13 protein-coding genes are annotated in these 24,003 nt (G+C 46.4%); 11 read left to right on the top strand and 2 right to left on the bottom strand.

All coding sequences use genetic code 11. The features are described from left to right. Positions 1–2 precede the first annotated feature (2 nt). The 7 genes from L1D21_RS04450 (at position 3) to L1D21_RS04420 (ending at position 14,251) form a co-directional block, all read left to right on the top strand. A complete protein-coding gene (locus L1D21_RS04450) occupies positions 3–1,925 on the top strand; it encodes an OmcA/MtrC family decaheme c-type cytochrome (protein WP_239844014.1) in 1,923 nt (640 codons plus the stop codon). Positions 1,926–1,980: 55 nt separating this feature from the next. Further along, a complete protein-coding gene (locus L1D21_RS04445) occupies positions 1,981–4,494 on the top strand; it encodes an OmcA/MtrC family decaheme c-type cytochrome (protein WP_239844013.1) in 2,514 nt (837 codons plus the stop codon). 545 nt (positions 4,495–5,039) lie between these two features. Beyond that, positions 5,040–7,340, top strand: a complete 2,301-nt coding sequence (locus tag L1D21_RS04440) for a hypothetical protein (protein WP_239844195.1) — start codon at positions 5,040–5,042, stop codon at positions 7,338–7,340. A 463-nt stretch (positions 7,341–7,803) separates the two neighbouring features. Continuing rightward, positions 7,804–9,774 carry an OmcA/MtrC family decaheme c-type cytochrome gene (locus L1D21_RS04435; RefSeq protein ID WP_345773503.1) on the top strand — a complete coding sequence of 657 codons (1,971 nt, stop codon included), beginning with the start codon at positions 7,804–7,806 and terminating at the stop codon, positions 9,772–9,774. Between the two features lie 78 nt (positions 9,775–9,852). Further along, entirely contained in the window at positions 9,853–10,842 is a 990-nt protein-coding gene (locus L1D21_RS04430; protein WP_239844011.1) for a DmsE family decaheme c-type cytochrome, read from the top strand. Between the two features lie 12 nt (positions 10,843–10,854). Next, on the top strand, positions 10,855–12,954 hold the full coding sequence (locus tag L1D21_RS04425; protein ID WP_239844010.1) for an MtrB/PioB family decaheme-associated outer membrane protein: 2,100 nt from the start codon (positions 10,855–10,857) through the stop codon (positions 12,952–12,954). Positions 12,955–13,102: 148 nt separating this feature from the next. Then, entirely contained in the window at positions 13,103–14,251 is a 1,149-nt protein-coding gene (locus L1D21_RS04420) for a sugar diacid recognition domain-containing protein (protein ID WP_239844009.1), read from the top strand. A gap of 16 nt (positions 14,252–14,267) precedes the next feature. Here L1D21_RS04420 and L1D21_RS04415 read toward each other — a convergent pair whose 3' ends face one another. Then, on the bottom strand, positions 14,268–16,136 hold the full coding sequence (locus L1D21_RS04415) for an RluA family pseudouridine synthase (protein ID WP_239844008.1): 1,869 nt from the start codon (positions 16,134–16,136) through the stop codon (positions 14,268–14,270). Positions 16,137–16,587: 451 nt separating this feature from the next. On the opposite strand from L1D21_RS04415, the gene L1D21_RS04410 reads away from it, so the two are divergent. From L1D21_RS04410 to panP, 3 genes are all read left to right on the top strand, one after another. Further along, on the top strand, positions 16,588–17,946 hold the full coding sequence (locus L1D21_RS04410) for a GntP family permease (RefSeq protein WP_239844007.1): 1,359 nt from the start codon (positions 16,588–16,590) through the stop codon (positions 17,944–17,946). A gap of 76 nt (positions 17,947–18,022) precedes the next feature. After that, positions 18,023–19,177 carry a glycerate kinase gene (locus L1D21_RS04405; RefSeq protein ID WP_239844006.1) on the top strand — a complete coding sequence of 385 codons (1,155 nt, stop codon included), beginning with the start codon at positions 18,023–18,025 and terminating at the stop codon, positions 19,175–19,177. Positions 19,178–19,427: 250 nt separating this feature from the next. Continuing rightward, positions 19,428–21,071, top strand: a complete 1,644-nt coding sequence (panP, locus tag L1D21_RS04400; RefSeq protein ID WP_239844005.1) for a pyridoxal-dependent aspartate 1-decarboxylase PanP — start codon at positions 19,428–19,430, stop codon at positions 21,069–21,071. Positions 21,072–21,134: 63 nt separating this feature from the next. Here panP and L1D21_RS04395 read toward each other — a convergent pair whose 3' ends face one another. Then, positions 21,135–22,886: a phospho-sugar mutase gene (locus L1D21_RS04395; RefSeq protein ID WP_239844004.1), complete on the bottom strand. Its 1,752-nt coding sequence runs from the start codon at positions 22,884–22,886 to the stop codon at positions 21,135–21,137. A gap of 225 nt (positions 22,887–23,111) precedes the next feature. Between L1D21_RS04395 and L1D21_RS04390 the strand changes: the two genes are divergently transcribed. Beyond that, positions 23,112–23,975: an RluA family pseudouridine synthase gene (locus L1D21_RS04390; protein WP_239844003.1), complete on the top strand. Its 864-nt coding sequence runs from the start codon at positions 23,112–23,114 to the stop codon at positions 23,973–23,975. The last annotated feature ends 28 nt before the right edge of the window (positions 23,976–24,003 follow it).

Genomic DNA, 24,003 nt, shown 5'->3' with positions numbered 1-24,003 from the left:
TGATGAAAACAATGACAAATCTTAAACGTTATGGAACCACAGTAGCCTTAGCAATCTTACTAACGGCTTGCGGAGGAGACGATGGCGAACCGGGTGAGCCAGGTGAACCAGGCGGCCAACCCGCTGTTGATATTAGTTCTCTGCATATCACTTTTAGTGATATCACTATGGAAGATGGTGTCGCTACCGTAAATTATCGTGTCAGTAACCAAGATGATGATCCTGTAGTGGGCATTCCCAGCACCACTTATATCGCCGCACAATTATTACCCCAAGGCTATACCGGGTCTGGCGATAGTTCACAATGGCAATTTTTCACTTCTGAGACTTGCCCAACCAGTTGTGTTGGTGAGTATACCGATCATAAAAACGGCTATTACAGTTACCAATTCAGTGCTGCTTTCGACGGTATGAATAATATTGAATACCAAGCAGGTTCGACGCAACGTCTGGTCATTAAATTGGGCGGAGACAGTCTCCCTGATGGTACCGCTTTGCCATTAATTAATGAGCATTATGACTGGCAAGCTCCCAATAATGGTGAAAGTAGTGAGCCAACTTATACTCGCAACTTAATTAAAATTGAGACCTGTAATACTTGTCACAACGACCTCGCGTTTCACCGCGGCAGATACAACCAAGTTGAAACTTGTGTCAGCTGTCATAACGCTGACCACGTTAGCAATCCTGAAAACATCTTCCCACAGATGATCCACAGCAAGCATTTAACCGGTTTCCCTGGCTCAGTCGCTAACTGCCAAACCTGTCATGCCCAGGATGATACGCTGCCTGAAAATGCGAATTGGGCTCAAGTCCCCACCATGGAAGCTTGTGGTTCATGTCATACCGCTATTGACTTCAAAGCCGGACAAGGTCACCCAGCCCAAGCTAACAATAGCAACTGTGTTGCTTGTCATAACCCAGATTGGACCGCGAGTGCCCATAATGACAGCGGCGATGAGTCGGCTCTTGAGCAATTTAAGGCCGAAATCACAGCGGCATCGCTCAGTGGGGACACTGTATCACTCACATTAAAATTGAGTAATCCTGCAACCGGCACAGCATATACCGACAGCGCCGATAAACTCGACTTTTTGTCAGACCTTCGAGTCTACGCAAACTGGGGAACAAGCTTCGATTATTCAGCCAGCTCTGGTTCGAATATTCGCTTGAAAAATATTACACCTATATCGGGAAGCGCCGGCAGCTACAACTATGAAATATCGGGTTTAACTGTCCCCGCAGGTAGCGAAACTGATACGGGTGTATTAGCTATTCAAGGACGGATCTGCGCCGCCGATGGCGTGTTAGGCGACTGCGCTGATACTAGCTTTAGTACGGTAAATATCAAGTCAAGCCACCAGTTCTTCAATGCTCAAGCATTAACAGACTCAGGCAGACGCGTAGTCGTGACCAATGAAACCTGTGGCAGCTGTCATGGTGATCAACAGCTCAACATACATGGTTCACGCAATGACTTAGAGGGTCAATGTCAACTGTGTCACAACCCGAATAGACAAGCCGATTCAACCGTGGCAAATCCATCCAATGCGAATGTGGATTACAAGCACTTTGTTCATAGCATTCACAGTGGTAACCACGCCGACTTTGCCGACATTAACTACCCGGGCAATATCGGTAATTGCGGCCAATGCCATACCGAAAACAACGGTGTATCAACGGTGGCTTTACCTCTTATTAGCACCATGAAGCCACTGGCGATTGATGATGGCACCTTTACCAGCCCTACAGCGGCTATTTGTAGTGATTGCCACCTAAGTGATGCAGCTAAAAACCACATGACGCAGCAAGGCGCTGTGTTTATGGGTACAGAAGCCGATGCAACCGCTGGCACTGAAAGTTGTGCAACCTGTCATGGACAAGGTAGCAGCTACGACGTGTTGAAAGTGCATCCGATTCAATAGCAAAGCATTAGCTTACTGTATTGATTAATGATTTAGCTCTACAAGGAACGCAATGATGAAGAGAACAGCAAAGGGACTAAATTTCGCAATGGGGCTGGTGACCGCAACCACCTTGTTACTACTTTCCGCCTGTGGCGGTGACGATGGCAAAGATGGTGAACCCGGAAAACCAGGCCCCGTTGGCCTTGATATAGCTCAGGCAACGAGCCTGAATATTGAGCTTGAAAACCCGATGATTGAAGAAAATACCATTAGCGTTGATCTAGTGTTGACCAACGCCAATGGAGTGCCAGTCACGGGATTAGAAAGTTTTGCTGATGCCAATATCTTCGGCTTAGGTATAGCTAAGCTCGTTCCACAAGGCGGTAAAGGTTACAAGACACCCCAGTGGATTAGCTATATCAATGCAATGCGTTCCCCAGATGCAGCAAGAACCTTGACCAATTTTACTTATACTGAAAATGGTCAAGATGTTGCGGTTAACTTCACCCCAGGGGATGCAATACAAGCCGGTATAGAGTCCGGCTGTGGTGTAACTTGTGTCACTGTAGTCGACCCTGGAGTTTATCGTTATACCTTCGAGACTAAGCTGGATGCGCTGACCGAAATTGACGATCTAGATTTAAGCTATGATCCAACTTTAGTTCATCGTATTACACTTGAATTCCAGGCAAATAGCGATCGTGAAAAGCTGGTGAATGCGCATATCGACTTTATTCCAGAAGAAGATTTTAGAACCGCCGAACCAGAAGAGACTCGCACCGTTGTTAGTATCGAAGATAACTGTGTCGCGTGTCATAACACCAACTATGCCGATACATCAGCAACCGCCAAACCGCTGTTGCTGCATGGTGGTAGACGTTATGACACGGCAAACTGCCAAATGTGCCACAACAGTTACAGTACCGACCCTGAAACAGGCTCATCTTTAGACCTAGCCGCCATGGTACATGAAATCCATAAAGGCGATTACATCATGGTAGGGCGTGGCACCATTCATGACTTTAGCGGTGCTATAGCCAAAGCCGCCAACGATCCCAACATTGGTTATCCTCTTTATCGAGATGGACAAGATGTCTCTGAAAAAGTGACCCTTCCGGTAGACATTGGCAACTGCCAAAGCTGTCATAGCACAGATGGTAATGGCCCTGCCGATGCCACTGCATTTATGCACCACCGAGGACTTGCTTGTGCCTCGTGTCATATGACGGGCTTTAACCCTATCGACAACCCTGAGTTCTTAACACCACCAGCGGGTCAAAAAGATAGGGGCTACGTAGGTAACTATTTCCATTACTATTCAGATCCTGCAACCGATGGTATCCCTGGCGCTGACGTAACAGGTGTATTTAACAGCGGTGGATGTGGTTCATGCCATGCAGAAGAGGATGAACAAGGCAGTGCTCAATACCATTTAGCAAAAGCTAATATCAACCAATCTCTGCGTGAAAAATACACTTATAGCATCGGAAATGGTACCTTTGATGCGGCTACAGGTGAACTCAACTTTATCGTTGATTGGAGCAGTGATGTTGCACCACAAACTGACCCTAACGTGAAAGAATTTTGGGTAAGTTTAACGGCATTCGATGGAACCGAGTTCACTATGGGCCCTCGCCCATCAAGTGGTGCCTTAGGTCGCAGTGAGAGTCGAATCTCAGTTAATTTAGCAGGGGTTGATACTAATGCGAACCTCACTGCAGCGGCTAATGGCTCGGCAATCACTTATACCTTAACGGGCATCACTATTACTGGCGGTACCTCCCCAGAGCCTTACTCGCAGATAGTCAATTTAGGCCAAGGTTTCATGGATGGAAAACTGCTTATTTGTGCCAATTCAGATGAAATCGATCCAACTGCTGATGCGGCGATTGATTGTAGTGATACCACAGCCACTATCTCAGAAGTCATTGTCGGCAGTAACAAAGCCTCTTTCTCATCGACTGGCGATGCCATTGATAGTCGTCCGCTGTTGGTGTCTGAGGCAAAATGTGCTAATTGCCATGGTGAACAAGCCGATTTCTCGCAAGCCCATTCAGGAACTCGAGGAGATTATGCCCCTGATAATAGCTGCGGAACCTGTCATTCAGCGATACCAAATACCGCTGTAGCCTTAGCAGATGGTAGCTGTGTTACATGTCACAATGGTGCTCCAGCTCATAGCATTAAGCCATTTGAACGCGGATTTGATTTTAAGGTGATGATCCACGAAATTCATGCCGACACTCGTAGTCAGCGCCGTACAACCACAGAAGGTATTACCTTCCCAGAAAACCCTGCTAACTGTGCAGCTTGTCATGATGACGGTCAAATTAGCCTGAGTAATTTGGCTAACAAACCCGCCTTTATGGCTAGCAATGGTGAGTTCTCGCCCATAGTCGCTGCATGCGCTTCTTGTCATGCACCTACCCGAGCTGAGTCTGCATCAACAGTAAGTCACTTCGAAGGTAATGGTGGTGTTTATGAAGGTACTTCTGGCACCTACCAAGTGGGTGATGAAACCTGTGCTCTGTGTCATGATGCAGGAAAATCAGCAGGGTTTGACTCAAACCACCCTATCAAGTGGTAACACTATTGGCTGTTTAACCTTTAATCTATAGTGAACAAAGCGGTGCATTAGCACCGCTTTTTTATGCCTGAAAAAATAAGTAAATACCTCGCTTCTATCTATGCATCAATATCGATAATAAGCCGAGGCCCTCCCCTAGCGACCAATTTTTACTTATATAAAGTCTCAACCCCGTTGTCCTTAAAACGATAAGGGTTACAGCTTAAATCCGCTCAGGATTCCTTTGTTGCTTAAACATCAAAAATACAAGTAAATTACTCTTTATTCATAACACTATGTGTACAATTTACAAACAACATAACTCGCCGATATTTTGATCTAAAACATATTTTTTGGCCCTGAATGACTACCTCTTTAGAAATAGAAAGATCTGCCTCACACATTAGCATTAGCTTGGCAGATTTTAGCTATTCATTGCGTTAGCATTTCTTTGGGGATTTCTATTTCCAGCATTAACTTAAGTCGCACAACAGCTAAATATGATTCGGGTAGATAACACTATCTATGCGCTTAAAGTGATGCCAAACCTATGCAGGGAAAAAATGATGATCGTAAAAAATAAGTTAACGCTGCTGTTAGCAGCAGGAGCTGTATCACTCGCCCTTGGCGGCTGTGGTGGCAGCGATGGTAAACCAGGTGAAGATGGTAAACCAGGTGAAGTTTCTGTTGATATCAACAGCATCAATGCCGTTCAAACTCAGGTTGAACAAGCTAGCTATGATGACGCTAGCAAAACCTTAACCGTTGAATTTAGTCTTTTGAATGCTAATGGTGTCGCTGTTACCGGTCTTGAAAACACCGATAACTCAATCAGAATATCTTTTGGTCGAATAGGCACACGTAGCGAAACCTTCACACCATTTGCATTGGCTGATGCGACTCAAGTCAGCGCACGTGCCGATGGCGATGAGCAAATTTGGTTATCTTATCGCAATAAAGATAAAGGTAACGGAGCATTTTCTGGTAGCTCATACTGGAGTTCAACGTCAAGCTGCGCCGACGGCGAAACCTGTCTGACTTATTTAGGTCAAGGTAAATATCAAGCTGTCGCGACCGATATTATTGATACCTTAGACTTTGGATACGGCTATGATGCCAATCAAATCCAAGGTATTTATCTCCAAACTAACAATGTTGGCGACAATAAGATCAGCAATGTTGAAACCTATTACTGGGATCCACAAACAGAGAAATCAGTAAGCTACCCATTAGCGGCTGTAACAATTGATACTTGTACCAACTGTCACGTTGGACAAGTAAATATTCATCATGGTAACCGTGGTAACACTGCTGAACAATGTACTTTCTGTCACACCGACTACACAACCTACAGTAGTGAAGGTACAGATGCCGCTGGTAATACCGTTCAATTTACCTATGACGGTTCTATCAAAGGCTTAGTTCACGCAATACATACAGGTATCACTGAAGGTGAACGTCGCAAGATTGGTAAATTTGAGTCAGTGATTACTGATGAAGCTAAAAACCCAGCCTTCGCCTATAAGTTTGATGGTGCCGCCCTTGATGCCAATGGCGACCCAAAGAAAGACTTAAACTTCCCAGCCTCTACAGCCAACTGTGAAAGCTGTCACGTGAGCTATGAGACTACTGCAGATACACTGCCAGCTGACTTAAGCGAAAATGCCCTAGGTTGGTTTGCTGATACCGATGTTAACAGCTGTCAAACTTGTCACGGTAACTATCACCACGGTGATGAAGTTGAAACCGTCGATAATGACACTGTGCTGGTAGGCTGTGTGTCATGTCACAACTCAACAGACAGTGGACGCGGCGGTGCTTTCCGTCACTTTGCTGGTACAGGCCAAGTGGGCAATGAAGCTGCATCTCAAGCAGGGATCTTAGTTGAAGCCAGCTACAGCAATCTAGCTTGGGATAATTCAACATCAACCCTAACCTTTGACATCAACTTAACTAAAGATGGCGTAGCGGTTACAGGTGATTATGTACCTAGTGTGGGTTATTTAGTCAACGCAGTAGATAGCGCAGCTCCTGATGCATTTATCGCAGCAAGAGCACGTGGTAACGCGACCGCTAATGCCGATGGTAGCTTCACAGCCACCGTCGATGCTTCTAGCGCAGATTATAGCTTACCCGCCCTTGCCGATGCGCTGAATTCTGGTGCAGATGTTGCAATTGCGACCAGTTTCAGCACTTGTATTAAAAACAAGAGTTCAGAGCTTGTTGCACTGATTGATACCGATGGTGACGGCGATCCTGACTGTGATGGCGTTGATTCTCGCGGCCGTGCAGCTAGTGTATTGAGCCCTAATGCTGCTAAGACTGTGTTCCTAAAACTGGATGGCAGTGCAGGTGCTGAACGTGCAAGTGCAGCCAATTACGATAGTTGTGCTAATTGTCATAACAACGACATGGTTGTACGTCATGAAGCACCTCATTACCGTAATGCTGATTTAAACACCTGTGCTCAGTGTCATGAAGCCGGTGATTACAACAGCTTAATTGTCCGTGTTCATGGCACTTTCGGTAAGGCACATGGCCGCGAAGATGTACAAGCACTGGTTAGCAGTGCGGCATGTAGCGCGTGTCACAGCGACAGCGATTACTCACTAGACAATGCTCGTTCAACACCTATGCGTTGGAATAGAAAAGATGATACTTTCTCTAGCCCACAAGCCGGTGTATGCGCATCATGTCACGTGTCAGACAGCTACGATATTGGTAACGGTAAAGACTCTGCCAAGTCACATATCGAAAGCATGGGTGGCATCATTGCTGGTACTTATGGCGAAGCCGGCTTAAATGGCGAATCTTGTGTAACCTGTCACAACGCTGACAACATCAAGAAAAATCACGCTGTAGATTAAGCTCCCAGATATCCATCAAAAAAAGGTTGGAAGTGTAAACTTCCAACTTTTTTATTGGGCCACACTCAGGTGACTTGATGCCGCATTAGCTCAATGAATAAAGTGAATAATTAATACCAATCAGTAAAACCTCCCCCGCACCTCTATCTCGACGCCTCTATCTCGACGCTTTTGTCCTACTATAAGAAAGCAATTCACTTAGCCAATTTTTATTCAAAAAGTAGCACTAATATTGATCTAAAACTAATTTATCCACCCCTCCCAACTACCCCTTTAGAAATAGAAAGATCTCGGTCACACATTAGCATCAGTCTGGCAGATTTTAGGCTTACATTACGTTAGCATTTCCTTGGGGAATTCTATTTCCAGCATTGACTTAGGTTGCATAGCTTACAAATGAGAATCGGTACAGAAAACTGTCCATGCGCTTAAATTAATGCCAAACCTATGCAGGGAAAAAATGATGAACGTACAAAAAAATAAATTTGCGCTGCTTCTAGCAGCAAGTGCCGTATCCATAGCGCTAAGTGGTTGCGGCGGTGATGATGGTAAAGATGGTGAACCTGGTAACTCAGGCGGAACAGCTGCTCAAGAGATCAACACACTAAATCTTGATATCACGCAAGTGACTTATAACGATGGTGTGCCAACCGTTACCGTTTTTGCGACTAACGAAAAAGATCTGCCTGTTGTTGGCTTAAAAGATATCGAAATTGAAAATGCAGCGCAGCTAATCCCACAAGGCGCAGCTCATCCTGGCGATAGCGCAAACTGGCAAAAGCTAGGTTCGACAGATCAATTTGTCGATAATAAAGATGGTAGCTATCAATTTACTTTCGATTCTTTCAGCACTGATGTGTTCGATCCGCAGCTAACTCAACGTTTTAATGTTGTTGCACCAGCATCGACATTACTCGATGGCGTAACTCCTGTTCCTGTGCGTGAAATCGTTGAAGATTTTGACGGTGAAGGAAATGAAGCCCTTTACACCAAGAATGTTGTGTCTCACGAAGTGTGTGCTTCTTGTCACGTTGAAGGCGAGAAGATTTACCATAGAGCCACTTCAGTAGAAACTTGTATCACTTGTCATACTCAAGAGTGGGCAGAAAGTCGTGGTAAACCAGAAGTCGCTTTCAGCCACTTAATTCATAATGTTCATAACGATGCCAAAGTTTTTGGCCGTAATGACAAGCTACCCGAAACCGCTCACAAGATTGTTCAAGATAACTGTCAAGCCTGTCACGTACAGTCTGACGAGTTAACTGAATGGGGTAACTGGTCTCGCGTTCCAACGATGGAAGTGTGTAGCAGCTGTCACGTCGATATCGACTTTAAAGCTGGCCAAGGTCATTCGCAGCAAAATGACAACAGCAACTGTATCGCTTGTCACAATGCGAGCTGGACAGAAACTATCCACACCGAAGCTTCGACTCAGAAAAAAGCATTAATTGACCAGTATGGTATCAATGTTGAATCGACTATCGATGCAACGACTCAAGCAGCAACAATTAGTATTGCTGTTGTCGATGCTGCAGGTAATGCCGTTGACATCAACACCGTACTCCCTATGGTGCAACGTTTCGAAGTGGTCACTAACGTGGGTCCAAACAACGTAACTTTAGGCTACGGTGGTAAAGACTCAATCAATGCGGTGACTAACGGCGTTCTTGCTGCTGGCGTAACGATTGATGCAGGTAAACTGGTTTACACCACCAGCAAAGATCTTAAATTAGGTGTAGCCGGTGCCGATGATGAAACCGCCTTCACTTTCGTAGGTTGGGCAATGTGCTCCACAGATGGAGCCTTCGTTGACTGTGATCCTGCATTAGATGCTGACAACGTTAGCCTATATACAGGCATGAAAGCGGGCTTAGCTTACGCGACACTTTCTGGCCAAGAGCCAAGCAAGCGTCACGTAGACTCTGTCGCGTTCAGTGCTTGTGCTAACTGTCACACCCCTGAGTTCGAAGTGCACAAAGGCGGCCACCACGCTGGTTTCGTCATGTCTGAGCAACTTTCACACACAACCGATGCCAATGGTAATGCCATTATCGGTGTTGATGCTTGTGTTGCCTGTCACACTCCTGACGGTACTTATGCCGGTGGTACCAATAAAGGCGCATTAGAGATGAAACTTCACGTAGTTCACGGTCAAGAAGGTATCATCAAAGATTGTGCTCAGTGCCACAATGACTTCAACTTAGACTCATTCCAAGTTAAAGGTGCATTAGCCACAGCTGCAGGTACTTACACTACGCCGATCACTGCGACTTGTACTTCATGTCACACCAGCGACAGCGTGAAAACCCATGCAACTAGTCAAGGTGCTGTTATCGATGGCGCTAAAGATGTGGCTAATGATGCGGCTCAGCTAGAAAGCTGTTTCTTCTGTCACGCTCCGGTCATTGAAGATCACACAAAAATGAAGATGTAATTTGCTCATCTTCAATTGAGAGTGGGGAACTGTTCCCCACTTTCGCGCTACATTTTTGTGCAGATTAGGAAGTCTAATATGAAAATCATCAATAAATTAAAAAGCGTTCTTCCAGTTGCCATGGCGACTGTGGTGCTTTCATTGAGCATGAGCCACAGCGCAGTTGCGTCTAAGTGGGATGCAAAAATGACACCGGATGAAGTCGAAGCAACCCTAGATCAAAAGTTCGCTGAAGGTCAGTATTCACCTAAAGGCGCCGATTCATGCCTAATGTGTCACCGTAAATCAGAGAAAGTGATGGATCTGTTTAAAGGTGTTCACGGTGCGACTAACTCAAGTAAGAGCCCAATGGCCGGCTTACAGTGTGAAGCCTGTCACGGCCCTATGGGTAAGCATAATCGCGGCGGTAATGAGCCTATGATTACCTTCGGCCCTCAATCGACCCTATCGGCTGAAAAACAAAACAGTGTCTGTTTAAGCTGTCACCAAGACGATAAACGTATGTCTTGGAACGGTGGTCATCATGACAACGCCGATGTGGCTTGTGCCTCATGTCACTCAGTGCATACAGCCCAAGATCCTGTGCTTTCAAAGAGCACCGAGATGGAAGTATGTACAAGCTGTCATACCAAACAAAAAGCAGACATGAACAAGCGCTCTGCTCACCCAATGAAATGGGCACAAATGGTATGTAGTGACTGTCATAATCCACATGGCACCATGGCTGATTCAGACTTGACCAAGCCAAGTGTTAACGAAACCTGTTACTCCTGCCATGCAGAGAAACGCGGCCCAAAGCTATGGGAACATGCTCCCGTGACCGAAAACTGCGTAACTTGCCATAATCCACATGGTAGTGTGAATGAAGGCATGTTAAAAACCCGCGCACCTCAACTATGTCAGCAATGTCATGCCAGCGATGGCCATGCAAGCAACGCATACTTAGGTGAAACTGGACACGGCTCAACCGTAGGTGGAAACGCATTTACTGGTGGTCGTAGCTGTTTGAACTGTCATAGTCAGGTTCATGGTTCTAACCATCCATCTGGCAAACTGTTGCAGCGATAAGGAGACGAGAAGATGAAATTCAACTTAAATTTGGTCACCCTCGCCCTCATTGCTAACGCCAGTGTTTTTGTTCCAAACATGGCTTTCGCTGGTGGCTATGGCGTTCAAAATGCCAATACCGACAAGGTAAAGTTCGACAAGTGGGAATGTAAAAACTGTAAAGTCGAATCTGGTGTTACAGGCACTGTTGGCGCTGGCTTTGGCTACAACAACAGTGATGACATTCATTCGGCAAATGCGTTTGCTGCAGAAAATGCTTTTGCTGGTAAAGTCGATGCCGACGTCAACTATATCAACGAATCGGGTTATCGCTCGACTGTCGAAGCCCATGACTTAGGCATGGAAGACGGCCGTTTTGATGTCAACACAGGTAAAATTGGTAAATATAAGATTAACGTCAACTATCGCCAAATTGCCACTTATGACACTGATAGTGCTATGAGCCCTTACTCAGGGATTGGCGGCGATCACCTGACCCTAGCTAACAACTGGCAAACCGCCGGTTCAAGCCAAGATATGCTTGACCTATACAACAGCCTAAACCCTGTTGAATTGTCACTAAAGCGTAAGCGTGCAGGCCTAGGTTTTGAATACATGGGTGATTCATTATGGAGCACCTACGTCAACTATCAGCGTGAAGAAAAAACCGGTTTAAAAGCCGCATCTGGCAGCTTCTTTAACCAGTCTATGATGCTGGCCGAGCCTGTGGATTACACCACAGATACCGTTGAAGCCGGTATCAAACTACGTGGTGATAATTGGTTTACAGCCTTAAGTTACTCAGGTTCAAGCTTTAAGAACGAGTACAGCCAACTGCGCTTTGATAACGCGTTTAACCCAACATTTGGGGCGCAAACTCAAGGCACTATGGCACTCGATCCTGATAACCAAGCGCATACGGTTTCATTGCTGGGTCAATATACTGCAGGCAGCACTATCATGAGCGGCCGAGTACACTATGGCCAAATGACTCAAGATCAAGCCTTTGTAACTTCTGGTTACGGCTATCAACTACCGACTGAATCACTCGACGGTAAAGTCGATATGAGTGGCGTCAACTTAAAAGTGGTCTCACGCCTTAATCGTACTGTGCGCCTAAACGCCAGCTACGACTACAGCGATCGTGACAACAAGACCAATATTGAACAGTGGACTCAGATCAGCATCAACGCGACCAACGGCCAAGTGGCTTATAACACGCCTTATGACATCACCACCCATCGCGGTAAAGTCGGTGCCGACTTTAATCTAGCACGTGGTATGAAATTAGAAACGGGTTATGATTTCCGCCGCGATGAGCGTAGTAACCAAGACCGCGAAACCACAGATGAAAATACACTTTGGACCAAGTTCCGTTTAAGTGCATTAGACAACTGGGATATGTGGATCAAGGGCAGCTATGGCGAGCGTGATGGTTCAAAATATGAAGCATCACAATGGACTTCAAGCCAGTCAAATGACTTGCTACGTAAGTACAACCTAGCCGATCGTCAACGTACCATGGTTGAGGCTCGAGTTAGCCACACGCCAATCGATACCTTAACGATTGACTTCGGTGCACGTTATGCGCTGGACGATTACAACGAAACCGAAATTGGTTTAACTGAATCGAAAGACCTCAGCTACGACGTTAATGTTAACTATATGCTGACTGACGATATGATGATTAACGCCTTCTACAATCGTCAAAATATCAATTCAGAGCAAGCAGGTAGCACAAACTTTGGTGCCGCTAATTGGTTTGGTGAAATTGAAGATCAGGTCGATGTCATTGGTACCGGCTTTAGCTATAACAATCTGTTAGAGAAGAAACTCCGCCTAGGCGTAGATTACACTTACTCAGATTCAAACAGTAACACCCAAGTCACCCAAGGTATTAGCGGTGATTACGGCGATTACAGTGCTAAAGTCCACAACGTCAATGTGTATGGTCAGTATCAGGTTTCTGAGAAACTTGCCGTTCGCCTTGACTACAAGGTGGAAAAATACAACGACAACGACCCAGCCAACAGCCTAGCAGTTGATGCCATTCCAAATGTGGTCAGTTTTGGTTCAAACGACCATGACTATACTGCGCAGTTAATCATGTTCAGCATGAGCTACAAGCTGTAACTCACTCGAGTCAGTAACTAAAAACCCGCTTTATAGCGGGTTTTTTTATGGCGTATAACACACGCTTTGACAAAAGCCCTACTGGGCTCTAGTGCATTAGCAGAGATTACCGTAAGCTCTATACAAACCTGTATCGCTATTAAATCCCATGTATTTTCTAGACTCTCAACTCGCCCAACAGATTGTCGACCGAACTATGGCAATCATAGATCACAACATCAACGTGATGAATAACCAGGGTGTTATCTTAGGCTCTGGCGATCCTCATCGTATTGGTTTCGTCCATGAAGGCGCGCTACTTGCGATCAGTCAAAATCGCACCGTCACCATCAATAGTGCCAGTGCATCGAGCCTACATGGGGTCAAACCGGGAATTAACTTGCCATTGCATTTCCAAGGGGAAATCATCGGCGTAATAGGCATTACCGGCGATCCACAACACCTTAACGCCTATGGCGAACTATTAAAGATGAGCGCCGAGATGATTGTCGAACAGGCTAACTCTCTCGAGCTTGCTCAATGGCAAAATCGACAGCAAGAAGAGTTTATTCTGCAGTTTATTAAGGGGGAATACAGCGATATAGCGCAGTTAGAGGCCTGGGCTAACCGACTCAATATCGACCTGTATATGCCGAGAGTCGCGGCGGTAATTGAAGTGCAAGACGGTGGCCATGCTATTGGCAATTCACTGCTAAAGCAGGTACTTAATCTTCTGGAAAACCCCTCTCGTGGCAATCTTATCGCCATGACCTCGATGACCGAGTTAGTGATTTTAAAACCGGCATTTTTAGACGGCAAACAGTGGAATGCCAATCTAGAGAGTCAACGTATCGATCAGCTTCTGAAACGTATCCCTAACTCGATGCGTACTCACCTAAAAATAGCTTTAGGCCATTACTTCCCTAACCCAACGGACATTCATCGTTCTTACCAAACCGCCAAAGAGACTCTGCAATTTGGCATACAGATGCAACCAGATAAGAGTAAATATCTGTTCGAAGATTTCTCATTATTGGTGATGTTATCTGGCTTAAAACAAGACTGGCGCGGTCAGCAGCTACTCACGCCTTTTCAGAAGCTCATTGCCCATGATAATAACCAGCAGCTGCGCAAAACTCTAACCGCCTACCTTACTCATTTTGGCGATCAAGGTGCCTGCGCTAAGCAGCTGTATATTCATCGAAATACCTTGCGTTACCGTCTCGACAAAATCACTCAAATCACCGGAATCGAGCTCAACAAACTCGATGGTTTATTGCAGTTATATTTGGGACAGATCTTACTGACCAAAGAGTAATTGAAGATGCTGCGTGTTAAAACTCGGCATCGACCTCAAAACACATCCGCTCATGGGTAAACGGATGCTCAAAAGCCAGACGCTGAGCATGCAGATGCAATCGTTCGGCCTTAACGCCATATAAGTCGTCGCCGATAATAGGCAGATTGAGTCCTTGTTGATGTGCACAATGCACTCTCAGCTGATGAGTTCGTCCCGTTTTAGGGTAGAGATACAACCAAGTATGATGTTTGTCTCTTTGCTTTACCTGCCATAAGGTATGCGCCGACTTGCCATGTTGATAGCAAACCAACTGCCTAGGCCTATCATCCAGATCGACTCGCAGCGGCAAGATGATCTTCCCCTGATCCGCCTCAACAATACCGGCTAATTTAGCGACATAGCGCTTTTCGACACTTCGGCCAATAAACTGCTGTACTAAGGCTTTGTTAGCTTCACTACTCAATGCAATTACCATCAATCCCGAGGTCGACATATCCAAACGATGAACAATTAAGGGCCCTGTCGCGTCAGGAAATTGCTGCCGCATACGACTATAAACCGAGTCGTTAATGTTTTTCCCTGGAACCGAAAGAAACTCAGCAGGTTTGTTGACCACAGCAATAGCTTCATCCTGATAGATGATCTCGAGCGGTTTACCCTCAGCAGGATTAGTCAGCAGCGGATCGGCATCCATCTCAATGCCTTTGAGCATATGCCCTAAAATCGGTTTACATTTCCCCTGACAAGCACCATAGAATTGCTGATGCTGCTTAATCTCAGACTTAGGTGATGCACCCCACCAAAACTCCGCCATCGCCAAGGGCTTTAATTGATGCATAAAGGCAAATTGCAATAACTTAGGTGCGGCGCATTCACCGGCCCCCGCAGACGGCTGTTTACTCGGCGAATTGGCAAATAACTGATTCAAATCTTGATAGTCACCAGCCCGATTTAAAAAGCGATATTGAGCAAATAACTTAGTCTGCAGTTCATTAGACTGCTGGGCACGCTGGGCTTTAAGCTTGGTAATATCCTCAAGTAAATCGCTTAGGGTTTGTTGATGCAGTTCAATCCGTTGCTGCCAGTGTAACTTCAGTGCTTTTAACTGATTTTTCTCAGCAACGCTTTGTTTACTCAGTTGCAGGTTCACCTCGGCTATCTGCTCTGCTGCCATTGTCGCTTCAGCCTCTGCTCGCGCGAGTTTACGTCCCTTTCTGGCTTCAACAATTTGTAACCTAACCTCTTCAATTTCAGCTGCACTTTGGCTTGTCAGTTTGGATAATTCAGCACGAGCCTGTTCGAGTCTAGGAGAAGCTTGTTGGGCGTGCAGCTTTTCGGTTAGCTGGTTGATAGCTAATTGCTCACCGTGGAAGAAGCTTTCTTCGGCCAACATATCAAATACCGGAGGCACAAAGCCTTGCAACAAATTACTTTCGGCCAACTTACCAGAAAAACCGGCCAGATAGCCGATATCCCCATTGAGATTTTCGACTACCAATACGCCAAACATCTTGCCGATAGCGCCCTTTTTATCATCGCCTAAGCCAAAGTTGTGCTGCCAGTCACTCTGATGCTCAAGATAATCTTGTAGCTGTTTAGCTGCCAAAATCGATAGCGGATGCGGCTCATAGTAAAATGGAAAGGTGAAACGCTCAGGCAGCGCGATATCTTCAATAGGGGCTTTGAAAGTATGCAGGCATAGCGCGGGATCAAACTGACTGGCACTTGATACCCTTGAATGGCTCAATTCAGAGCTAGACCCTAATTGACTAAGAAAAGAGTTACTAAGAAAAGAGTTGCCAAGACTGGGGTTACCGAGAGTTGGCTGACTAAGTACAGATTCACTCAGTTCCGATTGACTCAGTTGCGATTGACTTGTATTGGCGCGTTTAGAGAATGTCATGGGCTAACTGCTTTTTGATGAACGAATACCACTAGCCAAGCATGACCAGAGCCTTTAAGTGGCGCGATTTTACCCTGCATCGCCACACTTGTCATCAGAGCCCTCCCATTGTGCAGTGCAGCGAATCACCTGCCGTAATTGCAGCTAGCCTCAGGATTAAGCCTAAAAGCAGAACAAACACTTGCCGTAAGCTGAGTGACAGATCACACTCTTTGACCAAACGCCCCAATTTATTGTGCAAATGCACAACAATTAGACTTTGACTCAGCGAAATCCTATTAAGATACATAAAGCCAAATTATCTGCTGCTACGGATAATAGCTTTAGCCTGAAATTCCTTGGCCGTGTCGTCGTACGGCTGACAATCGGGTCCATGTTCGATCAAGTTATAAAAATAATTTAAGACCTAGTTCCACCACACTATAAATATAATTTAAGACAAGGACACCTTATGAGCCTAGTAATCATCCTACTAGCCGTGATCGCCTTTATCGTGATTGCGACATCCAAGTTTAAGTTACATCCCTTTTTAACCCTGATATTAGCGTCGTTTATTGCGGCATTTGCCTATGGCTTGCCAAGTAGCGACATCGCCAAAACAATCACCTCTGGTTTTGGCGGCATCTTAGGTTATATCGGTCTAGTGATTGTTTTGGGGACAATCATAGGTACCATCCTAGAAAAAAGCGGCGCTGCCATTACCATGGCTGACGTGGTGATTAAAGTCCTGGGTAAACGCTTCCCAACGTTAACCATGTCTATCATCGGCTACTTAGTCTCAATTCCTGTGTTCTGTGATTCAGGCTTTGTGATCTTGAACTCGCTGAAGCAGTCGATGGCCAATCGCATGAAAGTGTCGAGCGTCTCTATGAGTGTCGCGCTAGCCACTGGTTTATATGCGACTCATACCTTCGTGCCACCAACACCCGGCCCTATCGCTGCGGCAGGTAACTTAGGTTTAGAATCAAACCTTGGGCTAGTGATTGTCGTCGGTATCTTCGTTGCTGCCATTGCTGCTCTAGCAGGTATGCTATGGGCCAACCGTTTTGCCGGTGTTGAGCCTGACGGCGAAGGCGCAGAAGAGTTAAAAACCAGTGCTGAAGATTTTGAAAAGCTCAAGGCAGCTTATGGTCAATTACCTAGCCCAGCGAAAGCCTTCGCACCTATTTTTGTTCCTATTCTATTAATTTGCTTAGGCTCAATCGCCAAATTCCCTTCAAGCCCATTGGGTGACGGTAGCCTGTTCGATATCTTAGTGTTCCTAGGACAACCTGTGAACGCCTTGATGATTGGTCTATTTTTATCCCTCTCTCTGCTAAAAAGTGACGATAAAATCAAAGAGTTCAGCGATCGCATCAGCCACGGCCTAGTGGTTGCCGCCCCAATCCTATTGATCACAGGTGCCGGCGGCGCATTTGGTGCGGTGTTAAAAGCAACAGATATCGGCACCATGCTAGGCAGTACTTTGTCAGCATTAGGAATTGGTATCTTTATGCCTTTCATCGTTGCCGCAGCCCTGAAGTCGGCTCAAGGCTCTTCAACCGTAGCATTAGTGGCAACTTCAGCATTAGTTGCTCCTATGCTAGGCGATATTGGCTTAGCCAGTGATATGGGTCGCGTACTGACCGTAATGGCAATTGGTGCCGGTGCAATGACAGTTTCACACGCTAACGACAGCTTCTTCTGGGTTGTAACTCAGTTTAGTCGTATGAGTGTTAAACAAGCTTATAAAGCCCAAACCATGGCAACCTTGATTCAAGGTGTCACCGCGATGATTCTAGTTTACCTACTTAGCCTAGTACTACTGTAAACCTCAACTCACAGCCATGATGCGAAAAGCATCATGGCTGATATCCCTTTTACTCCCTCACTGACAGGAAATATTAATGAAAATCGTCATTGCGCCCGATTCATACAAAGAAAGCTTGAGCGCCATGGAGGTAGCCACCGTCATCGAACAGGGATTTCGTCAAGTTCTACCCAAGGCCAACTACGTCAAAGTCCCAGTGGCCGACGGCGGTGAAGGCACAGTACAGTCTATGATTGATGCTACCGGGGGGCATTTAGTCAACCTAGCGGTCACCGGACCATTAGGCACTAAAGTAAAGGCCCACTATGGCATTTTAGGTCTTACCCATTCACAACAGAGTAATGAAAAAACGGCGATTATCGAAATGGCCTCAGCCTCAGGTTTACATCATGTCGCCAGTGGTGCTCGTAATCCCTTAATGACCACCAGCTTCGGCACCGGCGAGCTGATTGCCGATGCGCTCGATGCTGACATCAACCATATCATTATTGGTTTAGGCGGCAGTGCTACCAACGATGGCGGCGTGGGAATGCTACAGGCTTTAGGGGCACAATTTCTCGATATTAAGGGCAATGAAATTGCCGTTGGTGGCGCAGCGCTTGCCAATATCGACAGCATCAACATCAGCAAGCTCCACCCTAAACTCGCGAGTTGTCATATCGAAGTGGCTTGTGACGTTAATAACCCACTTTGTGGTGAGCAAGGCGCATCAGCTATTTTTGGCCCACAAAAAGGGGCCTCTGACGCCATGGTGACGCAGCTTGACCAAGCCTTAAATCATTTTGCCGACAAAACCGTCGCCGCAGGAATAAGAGAGTGCCGAAATATAGCTGGCGCTGGCGCAGCAGGCGGAATGGGTTATGCGGTACTAGCCTACCTCAACGCCCAATTACGCCCAGGGATAGATATCGTGATGGAAACCGTTGACCTTGCAAGCCATCTTGTTGATGCCGATTTGGTGATCACCGGTGAAGGCCGACTCGACAGCCAAACCTTAATGGGAAAAACCCCAATGGGCGTGGCCAATGCCGCCAAACAATTTGGCGTTCCCGTTATCGCTATCGCCGGTTGTGTCAGTGAAGATGCCAACATATTATTGCAACATGGCTTTAATGCTATTTTCTCTGTCACCCCAAGGGCAATGGAATTACAACAGGTGCTGTCCAGTGCTCAACATAACCTGTTGAGTACTGCGGTGAATATCGCCGCCTTATACAACACCAACCGTTAATCTACCAGTCTAAGTATCTGTTTAACCGCTGATACTTATTTGAGTACATCAAACCCAATACGCCGAGACAGAAACTGTACTCGGCGTTTACTTTCTCAGGCTTTAATGCGAAATATCTAAGATATTGCTACAAAACGGCCATTTCACTTTTCCTCTTGATGCGGTATAAAGCTTACAGTAAAGTTAGCTCCTTTTTTTCGACCACATGCTGCACATTGCATGTGCGTCACAGGTTAAGCGATGCACCTCGATGACATCTAAACAGATACGAAAAGCGACGGCTTCAGAAGATGCGTTATTGCGTATTTTCACGCTACCGGAAGCACCAAGCTCTACCCTTAGTCAGATTGAGAAAAACCTGTCACAGAACTTGATGGGATTTTTGAAAGAGAGCATCGTTGCGGTAGAAAAACCGCTTTCTGAAATCGAAAAAGATTTCCAAACTCACCAAATACCGGCCTCACCTAGCTTCGTTTCTGACTATGCAGAGCAGATGATGCAAACCTTGGTCGCTCACAGCGTACACACCTCTGCGCCAAGTTTTATCGGTCACATGACCTCAGCACTGCCCTATTTTGTGTTACCGCTGTCGAAGATGATGGTGGGGTTAAATCAAAACCTAGTCAAAATAGAAACCTCTAAGGCATTTACGCCTTTAGAACGCCAAGTGCTTGGCATGATGCACCATCTAGTCTACGACCAAGATGAGACTTTCTATCAAGATTGGATGCACAGTGCCAACCATTCGTTAGGGGCTTTCAGCTCAGGCGGAACGGTCGCGAACATCACTGCATTATGGATAGCCCGTAATCGACTACTCAAGCCGACAGACGATTTTAAAGGCGTGGCACAAGCCGGATTAATCTCTGCATTACGCTACTACGGCTATGACGATCTCGCCATTTTAGTGTCGACCCGTGGCCATTACTCTTTAGGTAAAACCGCAGATTTACTCGGCATTGGCCGCGACAATATCATCCAGGTGCCTTGTGCTAAAGACAATAAAGTCGATGTCGCTAAGATGCGTGCCACTGCCGAAGCGCTTAGTCAGCGAAACATTAAGGTGATGGCCATTGTTGGTGTCGCCGGTACTACCGAGACGGGTAATATCGATCCCCTTAACGAGCTTGCTTGCCTCGCAGAGGAACTAGATTGTCATTTCCATGTGGATGCTGCGTGGGGCGGTGCCAGCCTATTATCGCGCAAATATCGTCACCTGCTGAGCGGCATAGAACGCGCCGATTCTGTGACCATCGATGCGCACAAACAGATGTATGTGCCTATGGGCGCGGGCATGGTGCTATTTAAAGACCCACAATTTGCCGATGCCATTAAGCATCACGCCGAATATATTTTACGTAAAGGTTCTAAAGACTTAGGCAGCCAAACCTTAGAAGGTTCTCGCCCCGGAATGGCGATGTTAGTCCATGCTTGCTTACAGGTAATTGGCCGTGATGGCTATGAGATCTTAATTAACAACAGCCTGGAAAAGGCCCGCTATTTCGCAGAAATGATTGAGCAACAAGATGATTTTCAGTTAGTTTCACGCCCCGAGCTGTGTTTGCTGACCTATCGTTACGTGCCAAGCCAAGTGCAGACATTATTGGCACAAGCCGCAAAGCAGCAAGACTTAAACAAGCTTAAACAGATCAATGCTCTGCTCGACGGTTTAACTAAGTTCATTCAAAAGCGCCAACGTGAACAAGGAAAGTCCTTCGTGTCACGCACCAAGATCATCCCAGAAAACAACCTGGATCTGACTGCTGTGGTGTTCAGGGTCGTGTTAGCCAACCCGCTAACAGGCAATGATATCCTGCAACAGGTATTGGCCGAACAGCGAGAGATTGCACAGCAGGACGAGCATTTCCTACCCGAGCTATTAGCGCTTTCATAAAATCTGTCCGATCATAAAAAACGCCTCAATGTTGAGGCGTTTTTTATGGGCTCTAATTAATTTTTACTTGGGTAAGGATTGCTGATGTAACTCAATCAGCTTAGCCATAGACTTGGCTGCTTTAGCTTGCACGTCAGCTAAGGTTTCCTGTTCAGCAAAGGCCTCAACCACTTCGTAATAACACTTCACCTTAGGCTCGGTACCGGATGGTCTGACTATCACCCTCGCCCCGCCCTCGAGCCGATAAATCAACACATCACTGCTAGGCAAGTCGATGGCGTCAACCTTACCATCGCTAAAATAACGTTTACCGACACTGATATCGTCGATTGATAATACTGCTAGTCCGGCAATCTGCTTAGGCACATCGGCTCTGAGCTGCTCACCTATGGTTGGTCTGTTGGCATCCCCTGTCAGCGCGATACTCACCTGTTGGTTAAGATAGAAGCCATACTGACGATAAATAGCTTCGAGTCGGTCCCATAGGGTTTGCCCTTTAGCTGTCAGCTCCGCCGTTAACTGGGCAAAAGCGAGCAGCGCCGACAAGCCATCTTTATCCCACACCAGTGTACCAATGGTGTAACCCAGCGCCTCTTCATAGGCAAACAAAAAGCGATGGGTGTCAGTTTGCTTAGCCATGCCCACATTTGTCAGCCACTTAAATCCGGTTAATGTGGTTTCACATACGGCGCCCATCGATTCGGCTATTTTAGACAATAGACTGGATGACACGATAGTACAGCAGGTTAAGCCTTGATCTTTACTGGCATGACTCAATAGATAATGACCGAACAGCACACCAACTTGATCGCCAGTAAGCATCTGATAGGCATCTACCGCTGCCATATCGGCAGTGGCATCGGGCTTTCTGACTGCAACAGCAAAGCGATCAGCATCGGGATCATTAGCACAAGCCAACATCGCACTCTGTTTATGAGCCTCTTGCATAACCAAGTCCATGGCTCCCGCCTCTTCGGGATTTGGAAAGTTCACCGTTGGGAAATCACCATCTGGCTCACGCTGCGCTGCCACAGAAAAAACTTGGGAAAACCCAGCATCTTTTAATACTGTTTCAGCCATTTCGGCACCAACGCCATGCATCGCGGTATAAGCCAGACTCACCTGCTGAGGATTTTGATGATTTTGCAACGCTTCAGCCTGTTGGATCCCCTGACGATAGGCTTGATAAAACTCATCGCCAAGTAGAGTTAACAAGCCTGCCGCGCTTGCTTCATCATGATCCATTAGCGTCACAGCTTGAGTTGCTGCCTGCTCGATACGTGCCGCGATTCCGCTGTCATGAGGAGGAATAATCTGCGCGCCATTACCCCAATAAACCTTATAGCCATTGTATTGCGGCGGGTTATGACTTGCGGTCACCACAATGCCAGCCGCAGCACCAAGATGTAAAACACCAAACGCCACTAACGGGGTGGGTGCGACTTTGTCAGTCAAAAACACCTTAATACCACTAGCCGCTAGAACGCTGGCAGCATCATGAGCAAATCGCTTCGAGTCATGACGACCATCGTAACCAATCACGACTCCGCGACTGGCGGCATCTTTAAATTGCGCCTTTAGATATTCAGCAACCCCTTTTGAAGTTTGCTGCACTACCAACGGATTCATTCGCATTGGGCCGGCGCCGACCACGCCACGGATCCCTGCGGTACCAAACATCAAGCGGCCACTGAATCGCGCCGCAAGTTCAGCATGCTCGCCGTTGTCGACTAACCTTTGTATCTCGTTGCGGCTGCTTTCATCGCCGTCGAGGTCGAGCCAATGTTTAATCTTTGCCTGTAAATGGGTGTCCATATTTCGCCTCTTTACGCCTTAGCCAGATATTGGTAGCAAGGAATTATGATACTGATTGGTATTACTACTAACCTTAAGTCGCTCTGGGAGTAAGAACAAGTCGATTTGCATTAAAACCGTACTATGGCATTAGCCCAAGTTGATGCTTGCAAGGGATTGCGCCACAGTAACAGCAAAATAGTGTAAACTTGCCGCCATTACCTTAACTAAAGCACTATTTTTACCATGAGTCAGCCTCCGAGTCCGAGCCAATATCAAGTCTGCATTACTCAAGCGGGTGAAGATGCATGTGCACTCTTGGCCGCAGAAAGTCAGTTATCTAAACAAGCGGTAAAGCAGGCGATGGCGAAAGGCGCTGTATGGCTCAGTCGAGGGAAATATACGCAAAGATTACGACGCGCAAAGAAGCCGCTACAACCCGGCGATAAATTATATTTTTATTATAATGCTGAGGTTCTGACCCAAAGCGTTGATGATGCCCAATTACTGTTAGACAAAGGCGATTACAGCATCTGGTATAAGCCCTATGGTATGTTATGCCAAGGCTCAAAATGGAGCGATCACACCACGATTAATCGCTTCGTTGAAACCCATCTAACGCCGCAGCGTCCGGCGTTTATTGTGCATCGACTCGATAAAGCCGCTACCGGGCTTATTATCATAGGTCACACTAAAAAAGTGACTGCGAAACTGGCTGCGCTATTTGAACTGCGCCAACTGGATAAACAATATCGAGTGATCGTGAACGGAGAGTTTCCCGCGCAGATGCAAACCATCAATAGCGAGGTCGATGGTAAACCCGCTTGTTCCCATGCCTATTTAGTGGAATATGATGCCGAGCACAATCGCTCGCTGGTACAGGTAAAGATAGACAGTGGACGTAAACATCAGATCCGCATCCACATGGCCAGCATAGGCTTTGCGGTGATTGGTGACAGGCAACATGGTAACGCACAACTAGGCGATCCTAACCTACAGTTAACCGCCTGTTTCCTAGATTTTATTTGCCCGTTAACTTCTGAGAAAATACACATATCCTTGCCAGAGGAATTGCAGCCTCAACTAGCTAAGTTAAATGAAATAAGCTGACTGAAATAGGTTGAGTCAAATAAGCTAG

This window comes from Shewanella sp. Isolate11 (assembly GCF_022398315.1).
Taxonomy (GTDB): domain Bacteria; phylum Pseudomonadota; class Gammaproteobacteria; order Enterobacterales; family Shewanellaceae; genus Shewanella.
The sequence above is the reverse complement of the archived record's forward strand: the minus strand, read 5'-3'. Positions and strand labels throughout refer to the sequence as shown.

Coding starts and splice junctions, on each gene's coding strand:
- L1D21_RS04390 (WP_239844003.1), top strand. CDS start 23,112: ATGAGTCAGCCTCCGAGTCCGAGCCAATATCAAGTCTGCATTACTCAA.
- L1D21_RS04395 (WP_239844004.1), bottom strand. CDS start 22,886: ATGGACACCCATTTACAGGCAAAGATTAAACATTGGCTCGACCTCGAC.
- L1D21_RS04420 (WP_239844009.1), top strand. CDS start 13,103: ATGTATTTTCTAGACTCTCAACTCGCCCAACAGATTGTCGACCGAACT.
- L1D21_RS04445 (WP_239844013.1), top strand. CDS start 1,981: ATGAAGAGAACAGCAAAGGGACTAAATTTCGCAATGGGGCTGGTGACC.
- L1D21_RS04410 (WP_239844007.1), top strand. CDS start 16,588: ATGAGCCTAGTAATCATCCTACTAGCCGTGATCGCCTTTATCGTGATT.
- L1D21_RS04425 (WP_239844010.1), top strand. CDS start 10,855: ATGAAATTCAACTTAAATTTGGTCACCCTCGCCCTCATTGCTAACGCC.
- L1D21_RS04450 (WP_239844014.1), top strand. CDS start 3: ATGAAAACAATGACAAATCTTAAACGTTATGGAACCACAGTAGCCTTA.
- L1D21_RS04405 (WP_239844006.1), top strand. CDS start 18,023: ATGAAAATCGTCATTGCGCCCGATTCATACAAAGAAAGCTTGAGCGCC.
- L1D21_RS04415 (WP_239844008.1), bottom strand. CDS start 16,136: ATGACATTCTCTAAACGCGCCAATACAAGTCAATCGCAACTGAGTCAA.
- L1D21_RS04440 (WP_239844195.1), top strand. CDS start 5,040: ATGATCGTAAAAAATAAGTTAACGCTGCTGTTAGCAGCAGGAGCTGTA.
- L1D21_RS04435 (WP_345773503.1), top strand. CDS start 7,804: ATGAACGTACAAAAAAATAAATTTGCGCTGCTTCTAGCAGCAAGTGCC.
- L1D21_RS04430 (WP_239844011.1), top strand. CDS start 9,853: ATGAAAATCATCAATAAATTAAAAAGCGTTCTTCCAGTTGCCATGGCG.
- panP (WP_239844005.1), top strand. CDS start 19,428: ATGACATCTAAACAGATACGAAAAGCGACGGCTTCAGAAGATGCGTTA.